Origin of the sequence: Xanthomonas fragariae, from assembly GCF_017603965.1 — a bacterium.
Classification (GTDB): domain Bacteria; phylum Pseudomonadota; class Gammaproteobacteria; order Xanthomonadales; family Xanthomonadaceae; genus Xanthomonas; species Xanthomonas fragariae_A.
In genome coordinates, this window is sequence record NZ_CP071955.1 from 3,124,653 (window position 1) to 3,151,450 (window position 26,798).

A 26,798-nucleotide genomic window follows, 5' to 3' on the forward strand; every position below is an offset into this window, starting at 1 on the left:
CGAAAGAAATGGCAAACAACACAAATGAAACCATGGCTAGCGTGCATGCGAGAATCTTCTTATAAATTGCGTTCATTTTTATTCCCAGCATGATGTCCCCGAGAATACTCGGGGACATCATAACTATCAAATAGAATTAGTAAGAACAAGCGCTAGCTTCATGCTTCCTCCCAGGCTGAGCGCAAATGCTCCAGCACCAACCAGTACGCCTGTACCTACAGCAAGCGAGCCTCCTGCAATGAGTAAATCCGCATAACCATTGAACTGGGATGCAGGGCTGCCGCCATTCACTTCCATGATCTCCTGATCTGTCATTTCGCGCATTTTTTACTTCTCCAATTATGATGGTGCATGCCTTGCACCGTAGGTGCCAGTACATTATCTGGCGATCTCACTCACAAATATCTCCTGAAATCATTAATTACACGACATAGCGCCGCCGACTCATCGAAATCCATTATTTCCCAAGCGAGAACAAGGGTTCGAACACCCATTCGATCAGCCTTCTTCGCTCGCCGATGATGTCGGCTTGCAACAACATCCCCGGCTTGAGCATCTCGGGCTTGCCGTATGCCATGACACTTTGCCGCGCCAGCGCAACGGTGACGCGGTAATACGGCTCGCCTTGCTGGGCATTGCCGATCAACGCCCCCAGTTCACTGGAACTCAGGGCGCTGCGGCTGACCCTGCTCAGGCGGCCTTGCTGATGACCAAACTTCTGATACGGAAATGCTTGATAGCGCAGCAACACCGAATCCCCCGGGGCGATAAAGCCGATTGCCCGGCTGGGGACCAGTAATTCGGCTTCCAGGCGTCCATCGCCCGGCACCACACTCAGCAGGGGCTGCCCGAGCTGGATCGCTTGCCCAGGTTTTGCCATCTGTGTGGCCACCACGCCTGCCACGGGCGACGTCACCACCAAGGCGCCATTGACCTGAGTCTGCACCTGCTCCTGTTCCACCGCCGCCACGTCCCGTCGATAGTCGGCCTGCACGCCCCCGCGCTGCCCAGGCAAGACATGCAATTGCTGTTCGATCTGCGCCGCGCTGCGTCGCATCTCTGTGGCCTGCCGCTGCAACGCCTGCATCTGGCTGGTGTATTCCAACGCGCTGGATTCCTGCTGCTTGATTTGCAACACGCTGACGTATTTTTCATCCTGCAATTGGCGCCAGCGTTGCAACACCTCGTTGGCAAGCGTGATCTGGTTGCGACGGGTGGCGACTTCGGCGTCCACCTGCACCAGTTCCTGGCGCAGATTGGCCAACTGCGCACGCAAGCCCTGCTCTTGCGCATCCAATTGCTGCAACTGTGATTGTTCGGACGATTTCAAGCCTTCGCCGCGCTGACGCAACTGGTGTCGCAGTGCCGCCTCGGTGTCGCCGCTGCCCAAGGTCACGCGTGGAACCGTCACCACGCCGAGCATTTGCCCGGCCTTGACCCGTTGTCCTTCGCTGACATCCAGCAGGCTCACGACGCCGGTGGCCGGCGCCATCACCGTGGCCAAGCCCTTGATCGGCACCAGTTGACCGGTCACCGTAGAGCGGTGGGCATAGGTGCCCATGCACAAGAAGACCACGACCGCTGCCGCCACGACCCCGGCAGCGCTGGCAACTACCCATGCCCGCACGGGCTGCGCCAAGGAGATGGCGCCAAGCCAGCTGTTGCCGCGTGTTTGCAGCACTTCCTCGCGGAACAGGGTCATGCCGCATTGCCTTGACCGCTGCGGCGGGCCGTGTGGCATGCGCAGTGCGGCATCGCCAACAGCGTGCATGGGCCGATCAACGCCGCCCAGAGCAACGGCAACGGCTGCTCCGGTCGCCAGGCGGCTGCCTGGATGCAGCGTGCGCGCGTCATCGCGGTGAAGATGGCAACCAACGTCGCCCAATTGAACCGGCCACCACGAAGCCGGACGATGCCGATGATCGGCATGGTCAGGACAAGGCCGCCAAGCACTATTGTGGGGAGAGATTGAAGCATGTGACCATCCTTTGAAACCGCCGATATAGAGGCTAGAGCATCCTAGCGCACAAGCATATGCTACTTTCGAAATTAATAATAATTGGCGAATACGCGGGTGTCAAACACTAAAAATCGTCCCGCTTGTTCCTTTTTTAATTTTATTATCTATTAGTAATTCCAGTGACTATCGGCGGCCTCGAAGTTTTTGACGGACCAAGCAGCTACGGCTTTGGTAGATTAATAATTTTGAGTATTTGCCGGCGCAATCGTTTGTTGACGTGCAATCTTATTTAATATGTAAGCGGGTCCAGCCACGATTATCCAGGATACATTTTCTTCAAAAATATATTTCGAGCATCGAATCTGATTAACTTATGCAGTCGTGGCACCCAGATATCATGCGCTGCTTTAGAATATCCAAGTTTGTAAATAATTTCTTTGGCACCTGTTTTTGCGTCCTCGCCGAATGTGCGGTGGGCGACTTCAGGTATGTCTCGACATAGACCTGATTCGTGTAGGCGGCCTTGATGATCGACGCAGACGCGCGGCGCATCGTGGGTTGGAAGGTGTCACCGACCGCGCACCCGGTGCTCCGCGTGCTTGGCAGGCCGATCGACACGGGCACCTTGCACCTACTCCGACGGTGGTCCGTGTCGATGCCACCGGCACCCGTCGCGACACGCGCCCCTCGGACATACGGACATACGGACATACGGCGCCGAATTGTGCGGGCGCACTATGCACATTCGGCGCACACGTTGTATGGTCATCGGGAATTGGTCATGCATAGGTCTCATCATCAGCCGTCTGGTCGCGCGGCCGCTGAAGCGCGCCGCTGTGCAGGCCTCGTGCCGCATCCAAGGAGCTCCAGGTCATGCATACCCGCCGCGACATCCTTCAGTTGCTCGGCGCCAGCGCGGGCGCCAGCTTGCTGGCCGGTGCGCTGCCCGCCTTCGCCGCCACGCCCGTCGCCGGTGCCTCCACGGCCGGCGGCGCGTTCGTCAGCAAGCGCCCGCCCAAGGCGCAGCGCCGGTTCGTCAGCAAGGCGGTCGAGCAGCAGATCGCGCAGATCAAAGCGCACATTGCCGCGCCGGAGCTGGCCTGGCTGTTCGAGAACTGCTACCCCAACACGCTCGACACCACGGTGGAAACCGGCACCCGCAACGGCAAGCCGGACACCTTCGTCATCACCGGCGACATCCATGCGATGTGGCTGCGCGATTCCTCCGCGCAGGTGCATGCATACCTGCCGCTGGCCAGGCGCGACCCCGCGTTGCGGCGCATGTTCCATGGCCTGATCCAGCGCCAGGCGGCCTGCATCCGGCTCGACCCGTACGCCAACGCCTTCCTGCCCGATGGCCAGACCCAGCGCCTGAAGTGGTCGCTCAACGACATCACCGAAATGAAACCCGGCGTAGGCGAGCGCAAGTGGGAAGTGGATTCGCTGTGTTATCCCATCCGCATCGCGCACGCATACTGGCGCGCCACCGGCGACAGCGCACCGTTCGACGACGACTGGCGCGCGGCCATGCATGTGGTGGTCAAAACCTTCCGCGAGCAGCAGCGCAAGGACCATCGCGGCCCATACGCGTTCCAACGCCCCTCGCCGCTGGCCACCGAAACGCTGGTGCTGGAAGGCTATGGCCAGCCGACCAGGCCCAACGGCATGATCCACTCGATGTTCCGCCCGTCCGACGATGCCTGCGTGTATCCGTTATTGGTGCCGGCCAATCTGTTCGCGGTGACATCGCTGCGTCAGCTGGCGACGATGAGCACGCAGCTGCATCGCGATACCGACTTGGCCGCCGGCTGCACCGCGCTGGCCGACGAGGTGGAAGCGGCCACGCGCACGTTCGGCCAGCAACGCGATGCCGATGGGCAAGCGTATTGGGCATTCGAAGTGGACGGTTATGGCAACCAGTTGTTTATCGACGACGCCAACGCCCCCGGCCTGCTCAGCCTGGCCTATCTGGGCTGTTGCGATCGCGCCGACCCGGTGTTCCTGCGCACCCGTCAACTGGCCTGGAGCGAACGCAACCCGTATTTCTCGCGCGGCACTGCGGCCGAAGGCGTCGGCAGCCCGCACAGCGGCATGGGCACGATCTGGCCGATGTCGATCATCCAATACGCGCTGGTCAGCGACGACGAGGCACAACTGCGCCAATGCCTGCAATGGCTGAAAACCACGCATGCCGGCACCGGCTTCATGCATGAGTCCTTCCATAAGGACAACCCGAGCACCTTCACCCGCGACTGGTTCGCCTGGGCCAACAGCTTGTTCGGCGAACTGATCATCGACCTGCACCAACGCAAACCCCAGCTACTGCGCAGCGCCTGATTCCTGTCCTTCTCCCGCATGCGGGAAAAGGTGCCCCAAGGGCGGATGAGGGCGCTGCATCGGCCCATGATTTCCGAGAGCACACACCATGGCAACACGACGCGGTTTTCTCCAAGGCGCCATCGCAGCGGCACTTTTGGGTAGCGGTGCTCCAGCAACAGGACTTGCCCGCGCACGCGCAGGCAACTACGCACTCCCGGCCGATGCGCGCACCCGCGCCGACCTCACCCGCCACGTCGATGTCTTCATCGGCACCGGTGGCCACGGCCACACGTTCCCGGGCGCAACACTGCCATTCGGCATGGTGCAGCTGAGCCCGGACACTCACAACGCAGTGTGGGATGCATGCTCTGGCTACCACGCCTGCGACGGCTCGATCATGGGCTTCTCGCACACGCACCTGTCCGGCACCGGCATCGGCGACATGCTGGATTTCCTGCTGGTGCCCGCCACCGGCGAGGTGAAGCTGGTACCCGGCGCACTCGACGCACCGGACACCGGCTACCGCTCGCGCTTTGACCACAGCGATGAAGCCGGCTCACCCGGTTACTACCGCGTGCGGCTCAAGGACAGCGGCGTGCATGCCGAACTCACCGCCACCGCGCGCGCGGGCCTGCATCGCTACCACTTTCCCAAGGGCAAACCGGCGCACGTGCTGCTGGACCTGTGCCACGGCATGCAGGACAAACCCGGCATTCCCACCCGCATCACCGACGCACAACTGCGCGTGGTGGACGAGCGCACGCTCACCGGCGGTCGTCGCGTCTACCAATGGGCGCAGGGGCGCTACATCTACTTCGCCATGCGCCTGTCGCGGCCATTCAAACACGTGCAGCTGTACAACGAAGACCAACCAGTTGCGGCAGGCACACCCAGCATCGACGGCACCCATCTCAAGGCCGCACTGCATTACCCCGACGCATCCGATGCACCACTGCTGATCAAGGTCGGCATCTCCGCCGTCAGCGCCGACAACGCGCTGGCCAATCTGGATGCGGAACTACCCGACTTCGACTTTGCGCGCGTGCACGCGCAAGCCGTGGCCACATGGGAAAAAGAACTCGCACGCGTGCGCATCGACAGCGATGACGACGCGCAGCGCCGCATCTTCTACACCGGCCTGTATCACAGCCTGCTCGCGCCAACGCTCTTCAGCGACGTGGACGGCCGCTATCGCGGCATGGATCTGCAAATCCACACCGCACCCAAGGGCTATCGCAACTACAGCACCTATTCGCTGTGGGACACCTACCGCGCCGCGCATCCGCTGCTCACGCTGGTGCAGCCCGAGCGCGTACCGGACCTGGTGCAATGCCTGGTGCGTGGCGCCAACGAATGCCCGGACGGCGTGGGCATCTGGCCGCTGCAGGGTGTGGAAACCGGCTGCATGATCGGCTACCACTCGGCGGTGGTATTGGCCGAAGCGCATGCCAAGGGCTTCACCGGCATCGACTACAAAGCTGCATGGCCGGCCTACCGCAAGCGCGCGATGGACGACACCACCCACGGCCTGGCGTACTACCGCAAGCTCGGTTACATCCCCGCCGACCAGGTGGACGAAGCGGTCAGCCGCACGCTGGAATACGCCTACGACGACTGGGCCTGCGCGCATCTGGCGCAAGCCGCTGGCGCCACTGATGATGCACGCACATTGCGCGAGCGCTCGCGCAATTACCGCAACGTGTTCAATCGCGACAGCGGCTTCGTGCAGCCGCGTCTGGAAGACGGCAGCTGGGCGAAACCGTTCGACCCGCGCGGCATGGGCCACCTCACCCAATGGCGCGATTTCACCGAATCCAACGCCTGGCAGGCCACCTTCCTCAACCAGCACGATCTGTACGGCTACATGGATCTATACGGCGGCCGCGATGGCTTCGTCGCCAAGCTCGACGAACTGTTTTCCACCAGTTCCGAGCTGCCCACCGATGCGCCACCGGATATCGATGGCCTGGTCGGCCAGTACGCGCACGGCAACGAGCCCAGCCATCACGTGGCCTATCTGTTCGCCTACGCCGGGCAGCCGTACAAGACCCAGGCGATGGTGCGCCGCTTGCTGCGCGAGCAGTACCACGACGCGCGCAACGGTTTGTCCGGCAATGAAGATTGCGGGCAGATGAGCGCCTGGTTCGTGCTCAGTGCGCTGGGGCTGTACGCGGTGGACCCGGTCAGCGGCAACTACATCCTCGGCAGCCCGCTATTCAAACGTGCCGAGCTGGATGTCGGCAACGGCCGCACGCTGCGCATCGTTGCCAACGACAGCAGCGCGCAGAATGTGTATGTGCAATCGCTGAAGTGGAACGGCAAACCGATCAACCGCAGCTGGATGCGGCATTCAGATCTGGCAGCTGGCGGCACGCTGGAATTCAGCATGGGCGCGACGCCGAACCTGGCCTTCGGTGCGAACAGAGAGGACCTGCCACCGTCGTTCAGTTGATGCATGCGTATGGCGCAGGACCCATATTGCGAGGAATGGACGCGTACCTTCCGACCCGCTGTTCGCGCTTGCAACGTCCATCGCCCGTCGCCGCAGCGCGCTGCACATTGTTTTGCATGCCGAGGGCTGAGCGCGTGTGCACAGCCTATGCGCCGACAAGGACATTGCTTCGACGCGCATAAATCCAGTTCCAGTTCCACTTCTGACTCGTCACTCGTCACTCGTCACTCGTCACTCGTCACTCGTCACTCGTCACTCGTCACTCGTCACCGCCGAGAATCGCCCATGTTGCGCACCACCCTTCGCCCCCTCGTTGTGGCCCTCGCGTTCGCGCTTCCTGTCACCGCTGCGTCTGCCGCCGCCGAGAGCTGGCCAAGCTTCGGCACGCAAGGCACGCAGTTCGTGCGCGATGGCAAGCCGTACCAGATCATCTCCGGCGCCATCCATTTCCAGCGTATTCCGCGCCAGTACTGGAAGGACCGCCTGCAGAAGGCACGCGCACTCGGCTTGAACACCGTGGAGACCTACGTGTTCTGGAATCTGGTCGAACCACAACAAGGTCGCTTCGATTTCACCGCCAACAACGACATCGCCGCGTTCGTGCGCGAAGCCGCCGCGCAAGGCCTCAACGTGATCCTGCGGCCCGGCCCGTACACGTGCGCCGAGTGGGAAGCCGGCGGCTACCCCGCATGGTTGTTCGGCAAGGACAACATCCGCGTCCGCAGCCGCGACCCGCGCTTTCTCGCTGCCAGCCAGACGTATCTGGATGCGGTGGCCAGGCAGGTGCATCCGCTGCTCAACCACAACGGCGGGCCGATCATCGCCGTACAGGTCGAGAACGAATACGGCTCCTACGACGACGACCACGCCTACATGGCCGACAACCGCGCCATGTACGTCGAAGCCGGCTTCGACGACGCGCTGCTGTTCACTTCCGATGGCGCCGACATGCTCGCCAACGGCACCTTGCCAGATACCTTGGCGGTGGTGAATTTTGCGCCAGGCGAAGCCAAGAGCGCATTCGACAAACTGATCAAGTTCCGCCCCGATCAACCGCGCATGGCCGGCGAATACTGGGCCGGCTGGTTCGACCACTGGGGCAAGCCGCACGCCAGCACCGATGCCAGGCAACAGACCGAAGAACTGGAGTGGATCCTGCGCCAGGGCCACTCCGCCAACCTCTACATGTTCATCGGCGGCACCAGTTTCGGCTTCATGAATGGCGCCAATTTCCAGGGTAATCCCGGCGACCATTACGCACCGCAGACCACCAGCTACGACTACGACGCCATCCTCGACGAAGCCGGTCATCCCACCCCGAAATTCGCACTGATGCGCGACGCCATCACCCGCGTCACCGGCGTGCAACCGCCCGCGTTGCCGATGCCGATCGCCACGGTCGCCCTGCCGGAAATACCGTTGCGCGAATCCGCGTCGCTATGGGACAACCTGCCCGCGCCGATCGCCATCGACACCCCGCAACCGATGGAGCACTTCGGCCAGGATTACGGCTACATCCTCTACCGCACCACCGTCACCGGCCCGCGCAAGGGCACACTTTATCTGGGCGAAGTGCGCGATGTCGGGCGCGTGTATCTCGACAAAAACCCGGTGGGTAGCGTCGAACGTCGGCTGCAGCAAGTCTCCACCCACGTGGATATTCCGGCCGGCCAACACACGCTCGAGGTGCTGGTCGAAAACAGCGGCCGCATCAACTACGGCCCGCGCATGGCCGATGGCCGCGCCGGCCTGGTCGACCCGGTACTGTTGGACAACCAGCAACTCACCGGTTGGCAGGCCTTCCCGCTCCCGATGCGCTCTACCGGCAGCCTGCGTGGCTGGACCAGCAACAGCGTCCAAGGCCCGGCCTTCCACCGCGGCACCCTGCGCATCGGCATCCCGGCCGACACCTACCTGGACATGCGCGCGTTCGGCAAGGGCGTGACCTGGGCCAACGGCGTCAACCTCGGCCGCCACTGGAGCATCGGCCCGCAGCGTGCGCTGTACTTCCCCGCCCCGTTCCAGCGCAAGGGCGACAACGCCGTGGTGGTGTTCGACCTGGACAGCACCCCCAAGCCCAGCGTGCGCGGTCTGAACCAGCAAGTGTGGATCGCGCCGAAGGAGTAAGAGTCGCTAACAAAACGACTGCACTTACCGCCAGGCGGGCGCGGCCGGTACTCGGAATTGGCATGTACCAATCCTACACTGCGGTTCCTCCGCGCCATCCGCACCCGCCTGGCGACTGCTCACTACGTTTTGTTAACCAATCTAAGGCACTGCGGCACACGTGTGCATTCCACCGGCCCAAACTCTAACGGCAGTTGCGCTCTACAAGGACGTTGCGCCCCTACTGGAACCTTCGCGGATGCGTGCTGCCTGCATTTCGGTTGCCAGCAACGTGCCGCGCACATCCGTGGTGTGCTGGCGAGCCTGTTTCATGCAGAAATGCGCGAAGCCCGCGCTGCCCGGCTGCGGCACGATGGCATTGGCGGTCAACACACGGATCAGTCGCTGTTGCAGCCCTTGCATCCTGTTTTTTGCACGCTCGTTTTTTCTCGCATCCGAACTGCCCAGCTCTTCCTCTGCCATGCCCAACTCTTCCAACATCAGGTTGACAGATCGCAGCTGGAATTCATTGCGCTCACGCGCTTCACGCAATTGCGTGCTCAGCCGTGCCTGTGCGTGCTCGGCCGTGGTGTTGGTGGCCTCTGTGTCGTGGGTCGGACCACTAGCAGCATCCACCGCCGGCAGTTCCAGCCGCGCGCCCAGTTTGGAGTGGAGATATTTCTTTTGTAACTCAAGGCAACATTGCATGTAAGCGATCTGCGGCTTGATCGAGCCGGGCGTTTGCAGCCACTGGCTCAGTGCCGTTTCGGTCAACGTATCGGTATGTTTTGCGTAGCTTCGCGCGGCTTTCTCGCCGGCGACACGGGGTTTGCCGCTCAGCACGGCGCGCCCATAGGTCGCCCCTGCAAAAAGCGCTGCCTTGGCCCGCTTCTTGAACGAGGCCTGTTGAGCAGGTTGACCAACTGCCGTGCTCTGGTCGGTAGAGCGAGGCACGGCACGATAGTGTTTTTTCATGTCCTCGGCGCAGCTCTGCAAGAGAACTTCCCGCGCTTTTTCCTGACCGTCGATACAGGCGTACAGCGCGCTGCGCAGTTCGAATCCATGCTGGGGAACGGCCGCGGCCGGCTCCGCAGCGGCTGACGCGTCGTTGGCTGCAGGCGATGCCTGGTTCGCCGCTACCGATTGGGCAGCCACCGCGTCTTCGGTTGAGTCGGGCATGACATCGTCAGACGCCGGCTGACCGCCAGCGCCGCTGGTTACGCCTGTGTCCGACGCTGTTTCCTGGGCACTGTGACTGAGGCGCGGTGTGCCATGCAGGTTCGACTCTTCCTGTGCCGCCGCAACGCTCGCCGCGGTAGGGGGCAGCAGGTCGGCAACGCTAAGCAATGCGCGGTCTACGTTGGGCAAATCCGCGCTGTCGTAGTTGCGATAGCGTTTCTGCTTGCTGTGCGCCAGCAAGAATTGATGGCTGCCAACACCCATCGTGACCGCGCCCAGCAGCCCCGCACCGACAACCAATCCAGTGCCCACCGGCCCGGTCACGCTGGCTGCACCAAGCAACACGGCGGTGCCGACGCCGGCTTTGGTCAAGGTACTCGCCGTATAGGTAGCGCCGCCGACGACAAAGCCCTTGTTCCAGCTGTTGAAGCTGCCAGCGAAGCCGCTGCGCTGGCTCAGCTTGGTGCTCAAAAAGTGCTGGTAGCATTGTGCGCCTGGGCTGAGATCGCCTGGCTCCAGCTGTTGCAAAAAGTGTTCGACGCGCGCCGCATCGGCCACGACGCGCGCTTTCTCTTTGCGCGACTGGTGCAGAAAGGTACCGCCCAGTGCGGTGGCCGCGACGCTTGCCACCGGAGCCAATACGAATGTGCCGGCAATACCGGCCGCAGACGCAGCGCCTGCTGCAGCAGTACTGTGGGCGATCAAGCCAACCGCATTTGCGCTCTTGCCGCCGATTGCCAACCCGCCCTGGATGCCGAGCTCGCTGGCGGCTTTGGTGAAGATCACGCTGGCGGACGCCATCGAGGTCGCCGCAATGGCGCCATCGCGTGCATTGCGCTGTCGTTGATAAGCGACCGTATCGATCGCCTCGCTCAAGGCATGGATCTGAGCACCCGCTGCATGTGCGAGCGGACCGCTCGCCAGCGCAGATTGCACCGACTTCTTTTCCGACCGTAACCAAAGTTCGCGCTGCCGCAAGGCACCGCGTTGTTCGGCCACCTCGCGGGTTTCCTTATAGGCGGCGTAGATCGCAAGGCCCGATAGCGGCAACATCGCACCACTGATACTCAAACTCATTGCCAGATCGGCAGCGCCTGGCGGCGCACCTTCTTCAGCCAGAGTGTGCAGGATGCTCGCGTGCGGCGCAGGCTCGATCAGATGCAGATCCTGGGGATGCCCCGGCTGCGCAGTTGGCTGAGCCTGATGATGTGCCGGCACCGCCATATGGTGGGCAGGCGTGTGCTCGTTCGGATAGGCAGGTTGCTCGGCCTCCGGGGAATGTTCCGGTTCGCCCGGCGTGGGTACTTCAGCGATCAGTTCGGCTGTCTTGTCTGCAGTGCCATGCAATGGATCGGCAAGATACTTGGCGACGACGAAAGCATCGTAAGCTGCCTCGACTTCCTGGATTTCGGCCATGACATTTTCGCCGGTCTGCCGCTTGGATGCGTGGTCGGAGCCGGGCTTTCTTTGAAGCGGCTTTCTCTTTAATTTTTCCAAACCCATGGGCCAGCCATCGGCGACCGGCATATCTTTTGTCGAGACAGGCGCCTCGGAGGTAGATGACTTGAACGGGGTGGCAGAACTGCGTGCGTGCTGCTCGATGCGCATAACCAATTCGGAATAATAAAGGTGCGGGAAATATTGCGCTTCCCATCCGCAGGGCTCAATGCAACTGCGAATGCGCCCGTCTTGGAACGAACAATCGGGCTTAAATTAAAAATCATTCATTTCGAATAAAGCATGCCGATCATATTCAGGTAAGCCCAGTTAATTACCAGTAATTTAAATTTTATTAAGAGTTTCCAAATAAGGAATAGCGAGCAGTTGCCAGATAGATACGCACTCTGCGGCAAGGCCGCAGTATATGACTGCTATACATGTCAATTCCGAGCACCCGCCCGGTCGCTGCGCAGCCGCTTGTTGAAGCGCTGGGCCAATCGTCCGCGCATTAGCTGCGTGCCTGCCAAGTCGGCCTTTTCATCGCTGACATCGCTGCAGGGAACGCGGTCGCTACCTGCACGACGTTTCGCCGACACTTGCACGACTTCGCACAGTGGTACTGGATGCACTGCCTGCCAGAGTCAAACGTGGCTTACGCTTCAACACACATCGGCAGCGATTGGTATCACGCATGCGCGTTGACCCCGGCCGCTGACCACTCTCGCCGGACGAGCGCTCGCCACCTTTTGTTAACCACTCTCAGGTCTCTCTGCATGAAAAAGATCTCCGACACGTCCCAAGCTTTTCGACTCGGCATGCAAGCGCAGGCCGATCAGGCCCAGACCTCAATGGATCGGGTGCCTGAGCACCAGCACGTCGCCGAACGCGCCCAGGATCACCCGCTCAACCTGCTGAAAAAAAGACTCCGCAAAACCGCAGAGTCCTCCAACGAAGACCCGAGCTTGCATATCTGTGTTCCAACCACTAATGGGCGCTTGAACCGCTTCATTTCGCGCTCGTTTCCCAACAGCAGCAGCGCGCCAACGACACCGGGCTCCGGATTCAGCGGCAGGCCGACCGGGTACCCAGGTTTCCCGACGCTGGCGTCCCTGCTCGATCCACCCACACCGGGGTCTCACTCTCCGCCGTCGGATCTGTCGCATGCTTCAGACATCTTGCGAAACGAAAGGCAGCGGACGCGGGACCTGCGTTACGTTCAACAGGACGTCGTGCTCAGTCTTCGCACAGTAAGGTCTCTGGCCGCCAATTCTCAGCGTCCAGAAGTGATCGAAAGACTGTCGACAATGAAACCTGGTGCGCTGGAAATCGAGAACGGCTTCCTCCCTGTGCGGTTGGAGGAAGCCCACGACAGCGATCCTCGAACCCTTCAGGGCATGCGGCCGATCGGCAGTGGCGCTTCCGGGTCGGCCTATGCTGTCCGGCTGGCTGAAGATTTCTGGCGTGCTGGAGAAAATTGCGGGCGGGACTTCGTCTTCAAAGCAATGTTGTGCTCGGATCCCCGAAAGCCGATTCCATGCGACTTGTATACCTCGCACCTGCGGGATATATCGAATCCAAAGGAACTGGTCTCGTTGGAAAAATCCAAGATATACAAGGAATATCAGATGACCGTGTCGCTGGATGCGGGGTCTCGGGTCATGCGCGCGTACGGTCTAGTGCAGATCGATAATGTATTCGGAATACTTCTGGAAAAAATCAAAGGAATCACTGTCGGCAACATTATTGCTCGCGCAGGCCCGGCATTGGAGCAAGGGAGGATCACTGCGTCAGACTATCTCGCCGTGGGACGGCAACTGATGGCCGATGTTCTGATCGCTGTCTCATGCTGTGAAGACATGGGAATCGTGCACCAGGACATTTCGCACAACAACGTCATGTACGACGAACCCGGAAAAATGTTCCGGCTGATCGATATGGGGCTGGGTGGAGAGGAGGGAGACGCCCCTCGTGCCGGCACGCCAGGATATATCGATATGTCTTCACCAGCGAGCCATGCGCGGGATGTCTACAGCGTGGCCCAGCTCCTCGTGTATTTTTTGAAAAATCCCGATTACCAGATGGGCTATATCGGGATTTTCAATGAAACGTCGGAAGAGAAATTCCCGTTCATGGACGCGTTGAAAGAAAATCTGCCATCCAAAAGCAAAGGAGAAGTCATCCGCTTTCTCAATCGCATGATTTCCATGGATGCGAATGGTCGTGCCAGGGCGGAAGATTTGCTGCTGGACCCGTTTATCAATGACCCGACGACTCCGCTACGGAATCATGTCCATGCAACCTATAAAAAATTGACTTGATCAGAGCGTGTCATGCGCCATGGGATGAGATGCGTTGGTGGTGAGCGGTGCGTGGTGAGCGGTGCGTAGCGGGTGCTGACCACCAACCCGTCCGGGATGCACAGGTCTTTCGTGATGATGCACAGAACTTCTGGCTTCTTTGCGCATCTCGGCAGGCGCGGCAGTATCGTTTTGGATGTGCAATGTTCAACGAGGATCGTCATGGGTACATGTTTTTCGAGCACCGCTAGCCACGCACGGCGGCGGGTATAGTTCTAGCTACAACACGTTTCCAAGTCACTCGCCAGCGCCGAGTTCTCCGGACCAGTCACCCGCATCGTTCAATCATGGTGCATTTGAAGGATTAAGCAACCGGCAGCACAAAATTTCGCATCATCGCCTGCCGAACGGCGACGACACACTTGCCATGGTGTCTGTCGAATCCTATCAGTCAGTACGCTCCCATCCGCGCCGTGCCATCAAGGACCGAAGCACGTCGGTGTTTCCTTTTATCGAGGTTGACGACGCCGATGCAGCGCACGGCCATGCGTTCAAGATCGAAAATTCGACAACTGTCAAAGTGGCAGGTTTCAACTACACCGAGCCAAACGACGCGCATACCACCCATCTCTATAGCACTGGGACCAGCCGGCCCAATATGCCTGTGATGACCGATGGCATGGGCGCATGTATTGCCGTTGCATGTGCGGCCGAACGCATCGACCCGATGAGTGGGAGGCGCACTAAAGGGGCCAAGGCACGCGTGTTTCATGTCTATCCGTTTGCTCAACAGGATCTGGTACCGGCCGAAGTCCTGAAGTCCATCCAACGCTATGTGGACAAGACCAGGCAGGAGGGGCTGACACTGCGGGTTGCCATGCACGGCGGCTTGCCGAATAACACATCTTCGTCAGACACGGCGGAGGCATTGCGTCAGCTGTTCGACAGAAAGCAGGTGCGTATAGAACTAGACCAAACCTGCGACAACCGCCCCGGGGATACACCGCTTGGCGCCGTCATCCGTGACGATCACTCGGTGCACTTCATCACCCAGCTCATAGCTGATTAAGTATCGTCGTTGCGACACGCTGGACCAATCTCCACCGGGCAGAGCCAAGCACAGGCTGATCGAGAGTGGCTAACCTCGTTGAAGGGTTCAGCCGCGACTTTGCGCCATGCAACCTCCATCGACGCAATGGACCGCAGGAGAAAGCCCGCCAATTGGCGGGCTTTCAAGTTCTTCTCGAGCGCGATCAGATTCGTAAGGCAATACCGCCAGCGGTATCTGGCTCGCACTTGACGCTTGAGTCATCGCATCAAAAATCTCCACCGATGCTCTGACGTCATTTACAAGTCGATCTTCTCCATACTGTCGATCACGGTCGTTGGAATTCCGTCCACATCGATCTCTTTCCCGACGTCGGGGTTTTGCGAATTGATGATCACGCCCTTGACTTTCCAACCTTCCTTCGCCAATCCCGCCATCTGCTTCACATCGGAGATCTGGTCGCCGTAGGAAATAATCGGTACTTCCTTGCCTACCTGCAGCTGTTCCAAAACCCGATTCAGCCGGGCGGGATCCGGCTTTATGTGCATACGCCCTGTCGATTTCGAATCAGAATCAGGATGGGCATAGCATCGCGCTTCAATGAGCGTGCGACGAACCACCTCATGATCGCCGCCTCGCAGTGCCGGAACAATGCGTTTCTGCAGATCTTCAGGCATTTTCTCTCGTCGCGTTGAGCCAGATATCACGTCGAAGTAGCGCAGCATATTCATATGTTTTACTTCGTCTGCCAAATCATCTTGATCGCGGTTGCTGATGACAGCAGCGCATGAGTCGGGAGTACGAATTTTCTCTAATAACTCTCTGGCGCCAGGCAATAGCTTGGGCTCGCAGTGAGGAAACGGAACTGCGTTGCTCTCAATCGGTTCACCCTTACCTATCGCTCTATAATATTGCTCCTTGAAATTTTTGTGAATGCATTCGGCTAGAGAAGCCGCTTCTTCCTTGCCCAGCTCAGGCAGCATCTTATCGACGAAGTCTCTGGCGATTTTTGGGCTGAAAATATGGTGCCTGACCATCAGATGCTTGGTGAAATCCTCCTGGGTCCTCATCAGCAACGGGTCGTTGTCGGTTGCAGGCTGCCCGCTTTGCATACGCTTGTGCAATTGCGCTACTGCCCGGCCTAATGGCGACGCTTCGGATTCTCTGGCAGTGATCGCTAACGCATTATGCAGGAGCTGGTAAGTCATTCCTTTCTCATCGCGAACGCAATCGTCCCAGTCCAGCACCGCCAGCTGCTTTATCTCTGCAGCAGGCTCAGGGTTGCTCCTGCGAGCGGCATCACGCTCCTGCATTCTCCGCTGCGCCAATGTCGGCCCTCTCTGCTGGGGGGACGTCGCCGCATCTTCCCCACCTTCCCGTTGCTTTGCCTTGTCTTTCGACTTGGGCGGCGCGCTCTTAAGTGCCCGTAACTCCTGGCGCGGCGCATCAACGGGCAGCGCCGCGCCATGCTTGCCTATAGGAAGCAGGGGCTGTTGAGTGACTGCATTGGCAGTTGAGCATTGCGCAACATCACTTTTTCTCAAGCTTACAGACTTCACTTGATCCTCCAATAGTCATTGAGTTAATGATATAGATTTAAACCAAGTTGGCATGACTCGATTGCACACCAAGCGCAAAATGACGTCCTGATTTGCGACATGACCGATATTGCCTGCCGTGGCACCGGCAATACTTCACCATGATGACCGTTTGATGATCAATGCGAGTGGCGAAGAAAATCAGCCATTTTTACATTGCAAGAAATATATCGGCCAGTACAGTGCTGCGTGACACGTCCTTGCGCAACGCTGCGCTGTGGAGTTGCTGACAACAGGCTAACGCTCGTCAGCACACAGCCGGCCCGATCCCCCGCTCGAACGCTTATTGCCTAACCTCTTGCAAAACCGGCTCGCGACGCATTAATGCGCTAGAGACTGCTTCGACACCATGCAACGCCACTTCAGACAATTGGCCTAAGAGCGGCTAACAAAACGTAGCGAGCAGTCGTCAGGTGGGTGCGGACGGCGCGCAGGAACCGCAGTGTACGCGTGGTACATGCCGATTCCGGGCACCGGTCGCGCCCGCCTGGCGGTGAGCGCAGTCGTTTTATTAGCCGCTCCAAGCCTCAAAGCTGATCAGAAACATGCGCATGCAAGGTCGCCGGCCAACTCACCTCGTCCAGCACCAGATGCACCTGGTCTGCCAGCAACTCCAAGCAGATCGCTAACTCGTCCATGCGAATCGCCGGCTGCGGCGCTTGTTCTTCTGCGCGTGTACGCGGCTGAGCCATGCGTGCCAAAAAGCGCATGTGCTCGCATAGCTTTTGCAGGCGGTGCTGGGCTTGGTCGGGCAGGTAATAGCCCGGCACGCCATCGCCACCAACGGAACAATCCTTCATGTGCCTGCTCCTTCTGTACTGAAACTACAACGAATTCAATCGTACTTGCGGCAGGTATCACGTTAACACGAATTATTGCATCAAGCGTCATGCTGTCTTTTTTATTGACAACATCCGCACTGCCGACTACTGTGCGCATCATGGAAAATGATGCAGAACAGGCACAACTTGGCCACGTTGCAGCCATCCGGATGGGCTACCCATTTCGCGGCTCGATTACCGAGGTTGACGGCGGCAGCGTGCGGGTCGTCCAGATCCGCGACCTTGCCCGTACCGGCCTGCGCACGTACGACGCCCTGCTGACCACCGAGATCGAACGCCGCAAAAAACCAGACTGGCTGCAAGATCAGGACATCCTTTTCATCGCCCGCGGCGCCCATACCTTCGCCGCGCTGGTGGAGGCACCGCCGCCGCGCACGCTCTGCTCGCCGCACATCTACGTGATCCGGGTAAAAACACCGCAGCGGCTGCTGCCCGCCTTCCTGGCCTGGCAACTCAATCAGGCACCGGCACAACGCTACCTGCGCCAATCGGCCGAAGGCAGCAACCAGCTGAGCATCCGGCGCACGCTATTGGACATGACCCCGGTCCGCCTGCCCCCATTGCCACTGCAACACGCAGCCATCGCCCTGGACCACGCAGTGCAAGCCGAACAAGCCATCCTGCGCGCGCTGATCGACAACCGCACCACCGAGCTGGCGATCCTCGCCGAGCGCCTGCTCGCCTAAGTCTTTGGAAACCCCCATGAACAAGACAGACATCGCCCAGGACACCATCAACGCCGCCGTCTGGGCCGCCTGCGACACCTTCCGCGGCACCGTGGACCCCAGCGTCTACAAGGACTATGTGCTGACCATGCTGTTCCTGAAATACGTCTCCGACGTCTGGCAGGACCATTACGACGACTACAAGACCAAACACGGCAACAAGCCCGGGCTGATCGAAGAGCTGCTCAAGAACGAGCGTTTCGTACTGCCGCACCGCGCCAACTTCTACACCCTGTACGACCAGCGCCACCGCCCCGGCAACGGCGAGCGCATCGACACCGCGCTGCACGCCATCGAAGACGCCAACCTGGGCAAGCTGCGCGACGTATTCCAGGACATCAGCTTCAACGCCAACAAGCTCGGCGAGGAACAGCAGAAGAACGACCTGCTGCGCCATCTGCTGGAAGACTTCGCCAAGCCCGCGCTCAACCTGCGCCCATCCCGTATCGGCCAGCTCGACATCATCGGCAACGCCTACGAGTACCTGATCAAGCATTTCGCCTCCAGCAGCGGCAAAAAGGCCGGCGAGTTCTATACCCCGCCAGAGGTCTCCACGTTGATGGCGCGCCTGATGGATCCGCAGCAAGGCGACGAGATCTGCGACCCCACCTGCGGCTCCGGCTCGCTGTTGCTCAAGTGCGGCCGGCTGATCCGCGAGCGCACCGGCAGCGGCAAGTACGCGCTCTACGGCCAGGAGGCCATCGGCAGCACCTGGGCGCTGGCCAAGATGAACATGTTCCTGCATGGCGAGGACAACCACCGTATCGAATGGGGCGACACCATTCGCAACCCCAAGCTACTGGCCGGCAACCACCTCAAGGACTTTGACATCGTGGTGGCCAACCCACCGTTCTCGCTGGAAAAATGGGGCCACGACAGCGCCGACACCGACCCGCACGACCGCTTCCGTCGCGGCCTGCCGCCCCGCACCAAGGGCGACTACGCTTTCATCCTGCACATGATCGCCACCATGAAACCGCGTACCGGCCGCATGGCCGTGGTGGTGCCGCACGGTGTGTTGTTCCGTGGCGCCGCCGAAGGCCGCATCCGGCAGAAATTGATCGAAGAAAACCTGCTGGACGTGGTGATCGGCCTGCCGGAAAAGTTGTTCTACGGCACCGGCATTCCGGCAGCGGTGTTGGTGTTCCGCACCAAGAAGAAAGACAAAAAAGTTTTGTTCATCGATGCCAGCCGCCAGTACCAGGACGGCAAGAACCAGAACATGCTGCGCGAGAGCGACTTGCAACGCATCCTGGACACCGTGCAAGCGCGCCAGAACGTAGACAAATACGCCTACCTGGCCAGTCCGGACGAGATCGCCGGCAACGACTACAACCTCAACATCCCGCGCTACGTGGATATCTTTGAGGAAGAAGCAGAGATCGACCTGATGGCCGTGCGCCGCGAGCGCGAGCAGCTCAAGAGCGAACTAGCCAAGCTTGAGGAGCAGATGGCCGGATATCTGAAGGAGCTGGGCTATGAGTGAGAAGAAAACCGACATCGCCACCGATGCAATCGATGGATTGGCCGCTCACGAAGGCGCAGCGGTGCGACGCACCTGGCATGCAGATCAGTGGTGGTTTGCGGTGATCGATCTGGTCAGTGCACTGACCGATTCGGAAAGCCCGGAAAGTTATCTGCGCAACCTGCGTCGTCGCGATGAAGAGCTCTCCCGCAGTTGGGACACCTTGGTCACGCCCCTGCGAGTGGCCACGGCGGGCGGGCCGCAACTGTTGAATTGCACAACGCTGGAAGGCGCGCTGCGCATCATTCAATCGATCCCCTCGCCCAAGGCCGAACCCTTCAAACGCTGGCTGGCGCGCATCGGCAACGAACGCATCCAGGGCGAGGAGGCCGTCGAGTTCGATGCCCTGAGCGAAAACCAGCGCCGCCTGTTCCTGCGTGATCAGATGAGCCAGCACAACAAGGATCTGGCCGCGGCGGCCAAACAGGCCGGCGTGGAGACGCCGCTGGAGTACGCCGTCTTCCAGGATCACGGCTACAAGGGCTTGTATGGCGGCCTGGGCGCAAAGGACATCCACGCGCGCAAGGCCCTGAAGAAAAGCCAGACGATCCTCGACCACATGGGCAGCACCGAACTGGCGGCCAACCTGTTCCGTGCCACGCAGGCCGAAGAAAAGCTGCGCCGCGAGAACGTGCAGTGCAAGACGGCCGCCAATCGGACGCATCTGGAGGTGGGCCAGACGGTACGCAAGACCATCCAGGAACTGGGCGGAACCTTGCCGGAGAACCTGCCTGCACCGGAAACCAGCATCAAGCGGCTGCAGAAGGATGCCAAGCCGGCATTGGGCAACGACAAGGCCAAGAAATGAACAGCCACCTGTGCGCCCGGCAAATCAAGCACTTGCCGCAAGGGGGGGGTCAATTTGACCCCCCCCTTGCCTGGGCCATCCCGACAACGGCGGCACCTGGCGTGCGGCAATCGGTCTTCCGGGTTCCGCGGACCGCCTGCCGGGAGTGGCCCAGCGATGCATAAGCGCCCACATCCTGACAAGGCAACCCCCTCGGCCACCGCAGGTGCCGAGGGGGCGGGCGACACGCACGGCGAACTGGTGCTCTACGCCACCGAGGACGGCGCAACCCGCTTCTACCTGCGCGCCGAGAACGGCAGCGTCTGGCTCAGCCAGCTGGAGCTGGCCGCGCTGTTCCAGACCTCCGTCCCCAACATCAACATCCACATCAGGAACGTCCTGGCGGAAGGCGAACTGCAGGCCAGGGCAACCATTAAAGATGACTTAATGGTTCGGACCGAGGGCACCCGCCAGGTCCGGCGGCCGCTGAAGCTCTACAACCTGGACATGATCCTGGCCATCGGCTACCGGGTGAAATCCCCGCGCGGCACCCAGTTCCGCCAGTGGGCCACCACCCACCTCAAAGAGTACCTGGTCAAGGGCTTCGTCATGGACGACGCGCGCCTGAAGGAACCGGCTGGCTGGGACCACTTCGACGAACTGCTGGAACGCATCCGCGACATCCGTGTCTCGGAGAAGCGGTTCTACCAGAAGATCCGCGACCTGTTCGCGCTGTCGGTGGATTACCGCGACGACGACACCGCCACCGGCCAGTTCTTTGCCATGGTGCAGAACAAGATGCTCTACGCCGTCACCCAGAAGACCGCCGCCCAACTGGTGGTGGAACGTGCCGACCCCGACCAGCCCAACATGGCGCTGACCGGCTGGAAGGCCGGCCGCGTGCGCAAGACCGATGTCATCGTGGCCAAAAACTACCTGACTGCTGATGAGGTCACGCAGCTGAACCGCATCGCCGCGATGTTCCTGGACTACGCCGAGGACCGCGCCAGCCAGCGCCAGGACCTGCGCATGGACGACTGGCGCCATTACGTGGACCGCTTTGTCGAATTCAACGAACGGCCGCTGCTGAAGGATGCCGGCACCGTCAGCCACGAGCGCATGCAGCAGATCGTGCATGAGCGCTATGCGGTGTTCGATGCCAAGCGGCGCAAGGCAGAAGCCCTGGCGGCGGATGTCGAGGACATCGAGGCGCTGGAGTCGCTGGAGAAGTCGGCGCGGAAGGCAGGCAAGCATATTGATAGCAATACCGGGGATAGTGATGCTTCCTGATGGCTGGCGACGCACAACACTGGGCAATATTGGCTCCATAAAATCCGGGAGCACGCCTGCACGCTCTCAACAAGACCGCTATTTCGTAAACGGAAAGTGGCCATGGGTTAAAACAATGGACCTTACGAACTCAGTCATATTGAAGACAGACGAACTCATCACCGATGCGGCATTGAATGAATCTTCCTGCAAGATTTTCCCTGCGGGCACGGTATTGGTTGCCATGTACGGAGGCTTAAAGCAAATTGGGCGCACCGGCCTACTGCAAGAAGAAAGTGCGGTCAATCAAGCAATCTCTGCCCTTGATGTTGAACGAAATCAAGCGCACCCAGAGTTCATCCTACATTGGCTCAACGGAAACGTTGAGGCATGGAAGAACTTCGCTGCCAGCAGCAGAAAGGATCCGAATATCACTCGGGAGAACGTCTGTGACTTTCCGGTCATTCTTCCGACTTTAGGAGAGCAGCGCCGCATCGCCCACATCCTCTCCACCTGGGATCAAGCCATCGCCACTACGGAGCGGCTACTCGCGAACACGCGCAATTGCGTAGAGATTCTGAGCAATGCGTTGCTGACGGGCCGTAAAAGATTTGATGGTCACGCTGCGTGGCAGTCCAAGCCATTGTCTGAAATGATCTGCGAGAGCCGCGTGGTTGGATCGGGTGGTGATGTAGCCAAGAAGATCACAGTCAAGCTCTATGGCAAAGGTGTTGTCGGCAAGTCTGACAAGCGCGCCGGAAGCGAATCCACGCAGTATTACCGCCGGTCTTCCGGGCAGTTCATCTACAGCAAGCTCGATTTCTTGAACGGTGCATTTGGCCGGATTCCGGCATCACTGGACGGATACGAGAGCACGCTTGACCTACCCGCCTTCGACTTCCTGGAAGGCATAGATCCCAGGTGGTTCCTGCAATACGTTTCCAGGGAGGCGTTCTACACGGGCCACTTAGGCTTGGCAAACGGCGGCCGCAAGGCACGGCGTGTCAATCCGAAGGACTTGTTACGCATCTGCGTTCCAACACCATGTCTCAAAGAGCAAACACGCATTGCTGATGCCATAGAGGCTGCGCTCAGCGCCGTTTCGATCCAAGAACGGCATCTCATGCTGATGCGACAGGAAAAATCCGCCCTGATGTCCCAACTCCTCACCGGCAAACGCCGCGTGCGCTTGCCCACCGACGAGGCCGCACACGCATGACCCACAGCGCCCCGGACACCCGCGAACAGGCCAGCGCGCAGCTGCCGGCATTGCACCTGCTGTGCAACCTGGGCTGGCGCTACCTCAGCAGTGCGCACTGCCTGGCGCTGCGTGGCAGCACCCGCGAGGTGCTGTTGCTGCCGCGCCTGATCGAGACGTTGCAGAGCCGTCGCTTCGACTACAAGGGGCAGACCTACCCGCTCTCGCCGAGTGGCATCGACCAGATCGTGCGCGAGCTATCGGCGCTGCCGCTGGGCGATGGCCTGTTAGCTGCCAATGAGCGGCTGTATCAGCTGTTGACGCTGGGCATCACCGTCACCGAGTTCATGCCCGACGGCAAGAAGCACCAGCCCACCATCGCGGTGATCGACTGGGGCGATGCAGCCCACAACCTGTGGGACATCACCGAAGAGTGCGAGGTGCTGTCCACCCACGGCACGCATACGCGCACGCCCGACATCGTGGGCTACGTCAACGGCATCCCGCTGGTGGTGATCGAAACCAAGCGCGCCGATGCCGGGCATGCCGGCAAGTCGATGGTGGCCGAAGCGGTCAGCCAGCAATTGCGCAACCAGCGGGCAGAAGAGATTCCGCAGTTGTTCGCCTATGCGCAACTGTTACTGGCCATCAGCCTGACCGAGGCGCGCTACGGCACCACGCAGACCCCGGCCACGTTCTGGGCGCGTTGGCGCGACGAGCAGGTCGACCAGGCGCAGCTGCGCCGCCTCAAGAACCTGCCGCTGCCTGCGGCCACGCGCGATGCACTGCTGGCAGGCAAGCCGGCCCCGCTGCGGGCCTACTGCCAGGCGCTGTGGGCCAAGCCCATGCTGCCCACCGAGCAGGATCTCCTGTTGGCCGGGTTGCTCACCCCGGCCAAGCTGCTGGAGGTGCTGCGCGGCTTTGTGCTGTTCGACCGCAAGGTCGGCAAGATCGTGGCGCGTTACCAGCAGTTCTTCGGCATCCGCGCATTGCTGGCGCAGATCCGCACACATCGCCCCGACGGCGGACGCCAGGGCGGCGTGCTGTGGCACACCACCGGCTCGGGCAAGAGCTTCACCATGGTGTTTCTGACCAAGGCGCTGGTGCTGGATGCGGCATTGACCCAGTGCCGCGTGCTGGTGGTGACCGACCGTACCGACCTGGAGGCGCAGCTGGCGCGCAACTTCATCAGCGGCGGCGCGTTCGGCTCGTCCGTCGGCACCAAAAAGGATGGCGAGCACAGCAAGGCCACGACCGGCCGCGATCTGGCGCGCCGCATCGGCCAGGGCAGCGAGCGCATTACCTTCTCGCTGGTGCAGAAGTTCACCACCGCCGCCAAGCTGCCCGAGTGCCACAACGCCTCGGCCGATTTGATCGTGCTGGTGGATGAGGGCCACCGCAGCCACGGCGGCGAAACTCACGAGCGCATGCGCAAGGCGCTACCCAATGCGGCCTACCTGGCGTTCACCGGCACCCCGCTGCTCAAGAACGAGAAAGCCGCCAACACGTTCGGCCCGATCCTGCATGCCTACACGATGCAGCGCGCAGTCGAAGATCAGACCGTGGCCCCGCTGCTATACGAAGAACGCGTGCCGGAGCTGGAGGTCAACGAGGCGGCGGTCACCCGCTGGTTCGACAAGATCACCGCCGGTCTCTCGGACGCGCAGAGCGCGGATCTGAAAAAGAAGTTCGCCAGCAAGCGCGCCATTTATGGGGCGGCCAACCGCATAGAACTGATCGCCTGGGACATCGCGGCGCATTTCAACGAGAACATCAAACCGTTGGGCCTGAAGGGCCAGCTGGCGACCGACAGCAAGCGCGACGCCATCCGCTACAAGCGCGCTCTGGACGAAACCGGCCTGGTGACAGGCGCGGTGGTGATCTCCCCGCCCGATACCCGCGAGGGCAACAGCGACGTCGATGAAGACACCCTGCCCGATGTACAGAAATGGTGGAAGCAGGCCATCACCGACCAACGGCTGGACCCGCAGGAGTACGAGCGGCAGACCGTGCGCGACTTCGGTGGCGACGGCGATCCGGATCTGCTCATCGTGGTGGACAAGCTGCTCACCGGCTTCGATGAACCGCGCAACGCGGTGCTCTACATCGACAAACCGCTCAAGGGCCACAACCTGATCCAGGCGGTGGCGCGCGTGAACCGTCTGCACGACGCCAAGCGCTGCGGCATCTTGGTGGACTATCGCGGCATCCTGACCGAACTGGACACAGCGGTACGCGCGTATCAGGACCTGGAAACACGTACCCAAGGCGGCTTCGACGTGGCCGATATCGAGGACCTGTACCAGGCGATCAGCACCGAATACAAGCGCTTGCCTGCGCTCAATGCCAGGCTGTGGGCGTTCTTCGACGGGCTGGCCAGCCATGACGACCCGGAGCAGTTCCGGCAGCGCCTGAGCCCGCGCTTCGTGCATGACGAAGACGGCACCGACCATGACGCGCGGCAGAAACTGCGCGACGATTTTTCCGCCGCGCTGACCGAGTTCGGTCTATGCCTGCAGACCGCACTCTCCTCGCGCAGCTTCTTTGAAGACGCTGCTTTTCCGGATGCCTTGATCGACCGCTACAAGCGCGACCTGCGCTTCTTCTCCGGGCTGCGCAGGACCGCACGCCAGGACGCGATGGAAACCGTGGACTACAGCATCTACGAAGAGCAGATCCGCAAGCTGGTGGACAAACAGGTGATTGGCCGCGAGGTGCGCGAATCGCCGGGTGCGTACGTCGTGCATGCATTGGGCAAGCGCGACGATCCGCAGACCTGGTCGGAGGAGAAGACCCGCAACGAGGCCGATCTGATCCAGACGCGTCTGCGCAAGACCATCGAGCAGGAGTTGGCCAGCGACCCGTACGCGCAAAAAGTCTTCGGCGAGCTGTTGCGTGAAGCCATTGCCGAGGCAGAAGCCATGTTCGATCACCCGTTGAAGCAGTACGCCGTGTTCAAGGCGTTCGAGCAGCACCTGGAAGCCAGGCAAATACCGGGCATTCCAGCGCCATTGACAGACAACCCGCATGCCCGTGCCTACTACGGCGCGATTCTGCTGGAGTTGGGAGAACACGCCGTACACGCCAACAGCGCTGCCGAAGTGACGCAACTGGCCGATCTGGCGCTGACCATCGATGGCGTGGTGCGCACCGCCATTGCCGAGAACTCGTTGAACCTGCACAGCATCGAGTCGCAGATTCGTCAGACATTGCTTCCGCCCATTTTCGATCTGGTCGGGCTGGACCATGCCAAGGCCATCGTGGAGCAGGTCGTGCAGATCACACGCATTGGGCTCAGCCGCACGTGACGCCAGTTCAGACCGAAGCCCAACTGGTGGTGACCTACGGCGAGCGCCGCATCCGCTGCCAGATCCACCGATCTGCACTGCGGCACACCCAGCGCGTGGCCATCCATGTGGAACCCGATGGCCGCGTAAGGCTGGATGCCCCACTGCACGCGACCGACGCCCAGATCAGACGGGCATTGACGCAGCGCGCACGCTGGATCCACTTGCACTTGGTAGAAATCGAAAACCGGCTGGGGCATATCACCCCACGCGAATACGTCAGCGGGGAAACCGTGCTGTATCTGGGCCGACGCTATCGCCTGAAGGTAATCGTTGACGAGCGATTGTACGGTGTGCGCTTGCATGGCGGCCACGTCGAAACGCGCGTGCAGACACGTGCGCCCGAAACGGTGCGCGCAGCGCTGGAACACTGGCAGCGCGAGCGTGCCGGGGTGGTATTGCCGCAGCGCATGGCCGACATGGCCCACCAACTCGGCTGGATTAAACATTTACCTGCCCTGTCGTTGCGGAGGATGCGGCGCCAATGGGGCAGTTGCTCGCCTTTGGGAAAGATCAGCCTGAATCTCGGCCTGATTCGCGTTCCGGGCGCATGCATCGATTACGTCATTTTGCACGAGCTGTGTCACCTGAAGGTCCACCATCACGGCAAGGCCTTTTATCGCCTGCTCGATGCCCATATGCCGGATTGGCGACGCACCAAGCAACGCCTGGACGACATGGCCGAGCTCGCGCTGCGCAACTGAGA

18 protein-coding genes and 2 other RNA genes are annotated in these 26,798 nt (G+C 60.7%); 13 read left to right on the forward strand and 7 right to left on the reverse strand.

Annotated elements, in window-relative coordinates; genetic code table 11:
- Positions 1-126 precede the first annotated feature (126 nt).
- The 3 genes from J5I97_RS14780 to J5I97_RS14790 all read right to left on the reverse strand — a co-directional run bounded on the left by J5I97_RS14780 (position 127) and on the right by J5I97_RS14790 (position 1,977).
- Complete coding sequence (locus tag J5I97_RS14780; protein ID WP_208587345.1) at positions 127-324, reverse strand: hypothetical protein; 198 nt, start codon at positions 322-324, stop codon at positions 127-129.
- A 133-nt stretch (positions 325-457) separates the two neighbouring features.
- Positions 458-1,702, reverse strand: a complete 1,245-nt coding sequence (locus tag J5I97_RS14785) for an HlyD family secretion protein (RefSeq protein WP_208587346.1) — start codon at positions 1,700-1,702, stop codon at positions 458-460.
- Complete coding sequence (locus J5I97_RS14790) at positions 1,699-1,977, reverse strand: hypothetical protein (RefSeq protein WP_208587347.1); 279 nt, start codon at positions 1,975-1,977, stop codon at positions 1,699-1,701. Before J5I97_RS14790 ends, J5I97_RS14785 begins: the two co-directional genes overlap by 4 nt.
- A gap of 856 nt (positions 1,978-2,833) precedes the next feature.
- On the opposite strand from J5I97_RS14790, the gene J5I97_RS14795 reads away from it, so the two are divergent.
- From J5I97_RS14795 to J5I97_RS14810, 4 genes are all read left to right on the forward strand, one after another.
- Positions 2,834-4,297, forward strand: coding sequence for a glycoside hydrolase family 125 protein (locus tag J5I97_RS14795; protein ID WP_208587348.1), 1,464 nt, complete (start codon positions 2,834-2,836; stop codon positions 4,295-4,297).
- 88 nt (positions 4,298-4,385) lie between these two features.
- Entirely contained in the window at positions 4,386-6,731 is a 2,346-nt protein-coding gene (locus tag J5I97_RS14800; RefSeq protein ID WP_208587349.1) for a GH92 family glycosyl hydrolase, read from the forward strand.
- Positions 6,732-7,016: 285 nt separating this feature from the next.
- A complete protein-coding gene (locus tag J5I97_RS14805; protein WP_208587350.1) occupies positions 7,017-8,858 on the forward strand; it encodes a glycoside hydrolase family 35 protein in 1,842 nt (613 codons plus the stop codon).
- A 62-nt stretch (positions 8,859-8,920) separates the two neighbouring features.
- Positions 8,921-8,996, forward strand: a non-coding RNA gene (locus J5I97_RS14810) — sX9 sRNA.
- Positions 8,997-9,059: 63 nt separating this feature from the next.
- Here J5I97_RS14810 and xopK read toward each other — a convergent pair.
- On the reverse strand, positions 9,060-11,624 hold the full coding sequence (gene xopK / locus J5I97_RS14815) for a type III secretion system effector XopK (protein WP_279631207.1): 2,565 nt from the start codon (positions 11,622-11,624) through the stop codon (positions 9,060-9,062).
- A 605-nt stretch (positions 11,625-12,229) separates the two neighbouring features.
- Between xopK and xopAU the strand changes: the two genes are divergently transcribed.
- Together xopAU and xopAF are read left to right on the forward strand one after the other, a co-directional pair.
- Positions 12,230-13,774, forward strand: coding sequence for a serine/threonine protein kinase (xopAU, locus tag J5I97_RS14820; RefSeq protein WP_208587352.1), 1,545 nt, complete (start codon positions 12,230-12,232; stop codon positions 13,772-13,774).
- Positions 13,775-14,252: 478 nt separating this feature from the next.
- On the forward strand, positions 14,253-14,822 hold the full coding sequence (gene xopAF / locus J5I97_RS14825) for a XopAF/AvrXv3 family type III secretion system effector (RefSeq protein ID WP_244241844.1): 570 nt from the start codon (positions 14,253-14,255) through the stop codon (positions 14,820-14,822).
- Between the two features lie 278 nt (positions 14,823-15,100).
- On the opposite strand, the gene J5I97_RS14830 is transcribed toward xopAF, so the two are convergent.
- The 3 genes from J5I97_RS14830 to J5I97_RS14840 all read right to left on the reverse strand — a co-directional run bounded on the left by J5I97_RS14830 (position 15,101) and on the right by J5I97_RS14840 (position 17,199).
- Positions 15,101-16,360, reverse strand: a complete 1,260-nt coding sequence (locus J5I97_RS14830) for an HAD hydrolase-like protein (RefSeq protein ID WP_208587355.1) — start codon at positions 16,358-16,360, stop codon at positions 15,101-15,103.
- 422 nt (positions 16,361-16,782) lie between these two features.
- A non-coding RNA gene (locus J5I97_RS14835) (sX9 sRNA) lies at positions 16,783-16,858 on the reverse strand.
- A 68-nt stretch (positions 16,859-16,926) separates the two neighbouring features.
- Positions 16,927-17,199 carry an XAC0095 family protein gene (locus J5I97_RS14840; protein ID WP_208587357.1) on the reverse strand — a complete coding sequence of 91 codons (273 nt, stop codon included), beginning with the start codon at positions 17,197-17,199 and terminating at the stop codon, positions 16,927-16,929.
- Positions 17,200-17,339: 140 nt separating this feature from the next.
- On the opposite strand from J5I97_RS14840, the gene J5I97_RS14845 reads away from it, so the two are divergent.
- From J5I97_RS14845 to J5I97_RS14875, 7 genes are all read left to right on the forward strand, one after another.
- Complete coding sequence (locus J5I97_RS14845) at positions 17,340-17,927, forward strand: restriction endonuclease subunit S (RefSeq protein ID WP_208591766.1); 588 nt, start codon at positions 17,340-17,342, stop codon at positions 17,925-17,927.
- A 16-nt stretch (positions 17,928-17,943) separates the two neighbouring features.
- Positions 17,944-19,452, forward strand: coding sequence for a type I restriction-modification system subunit M (locus J5I97_RS14850; RefSeq protein ID WP_208587359.1), 1,509 nt, complete (start codon positions 17,944-17,946; stop codon positions 19,450-19,452).
- A complete protein-coding gene (locus tag J5I97_RS14855) occupies positions 19,445-20,299 on the forward strand; it encodes a BRO family protein (protein ID WP_208587361.1) in 855 nt (284 codons plus the stop codon). The genes J5I97_RS14850 and J5I97_RS14855 overlap by 8 nt, the downstream gene beginning before the upstream one ends.
- Positions 20,300-20,455: 156 nt before the next feature.
- Positions 20,456-21,568 carry a virulence RhuM family protein gene (locus J5I97_RS14860; protein ID WP_238135548.1) on the forward strand — a complete coding sequence of 371 codons (1,113 nt, stop codon included), beginning with the start codon at positions 20,456-20,458 and terminating at the stop codon, positions 21,566-21,568.
- Positions 21,558-22,766 (forward strand): restriction endonuclease subunit S, encoded by a 1,209-nt coding sequence (locus J5I97_RS14865; protein ID WP_208587363.1) that lies wholly within the window; start codon positions 21,558-21,560, stop codon positions 22,764-22,766. Before J5I97_RS14860 ends, J5I97_RS14865 begins: the two co-directional genes overlap by 11 nt.
- Positions 22,763-26,053 (forward strand): type I restriction endonuclease subunit R, encoded by a 3,291-nt coding sequence (locus J5I97_RS14870; RefSeq protein WP_208587365.1) that lies wholly within the window; start codon positions 22,763-22,765, stop codon positions 26,051-26,053. Before J5I97_RS14865 ends, J5I97_RS14870 begins: the two co-directional genes overlap by 4 nt.
- Positions 26,050-26,796 (forward strand): M48 family metallopeptidase, encoded by a 747-nt coding sequence (locus J5I97_RS14875; protein ID WP_208587366.1) that lies wholly within the window; start codon positions 26,050-26,052, stop codon positions 26,794-26,796. Before J5I97_RS14870 ends, J5I97_RS14875 begins: the two co-directional genes overlap by 4 nt.
- Positions 26,797-26,798 lie beyond the last annotated feature (2 nt).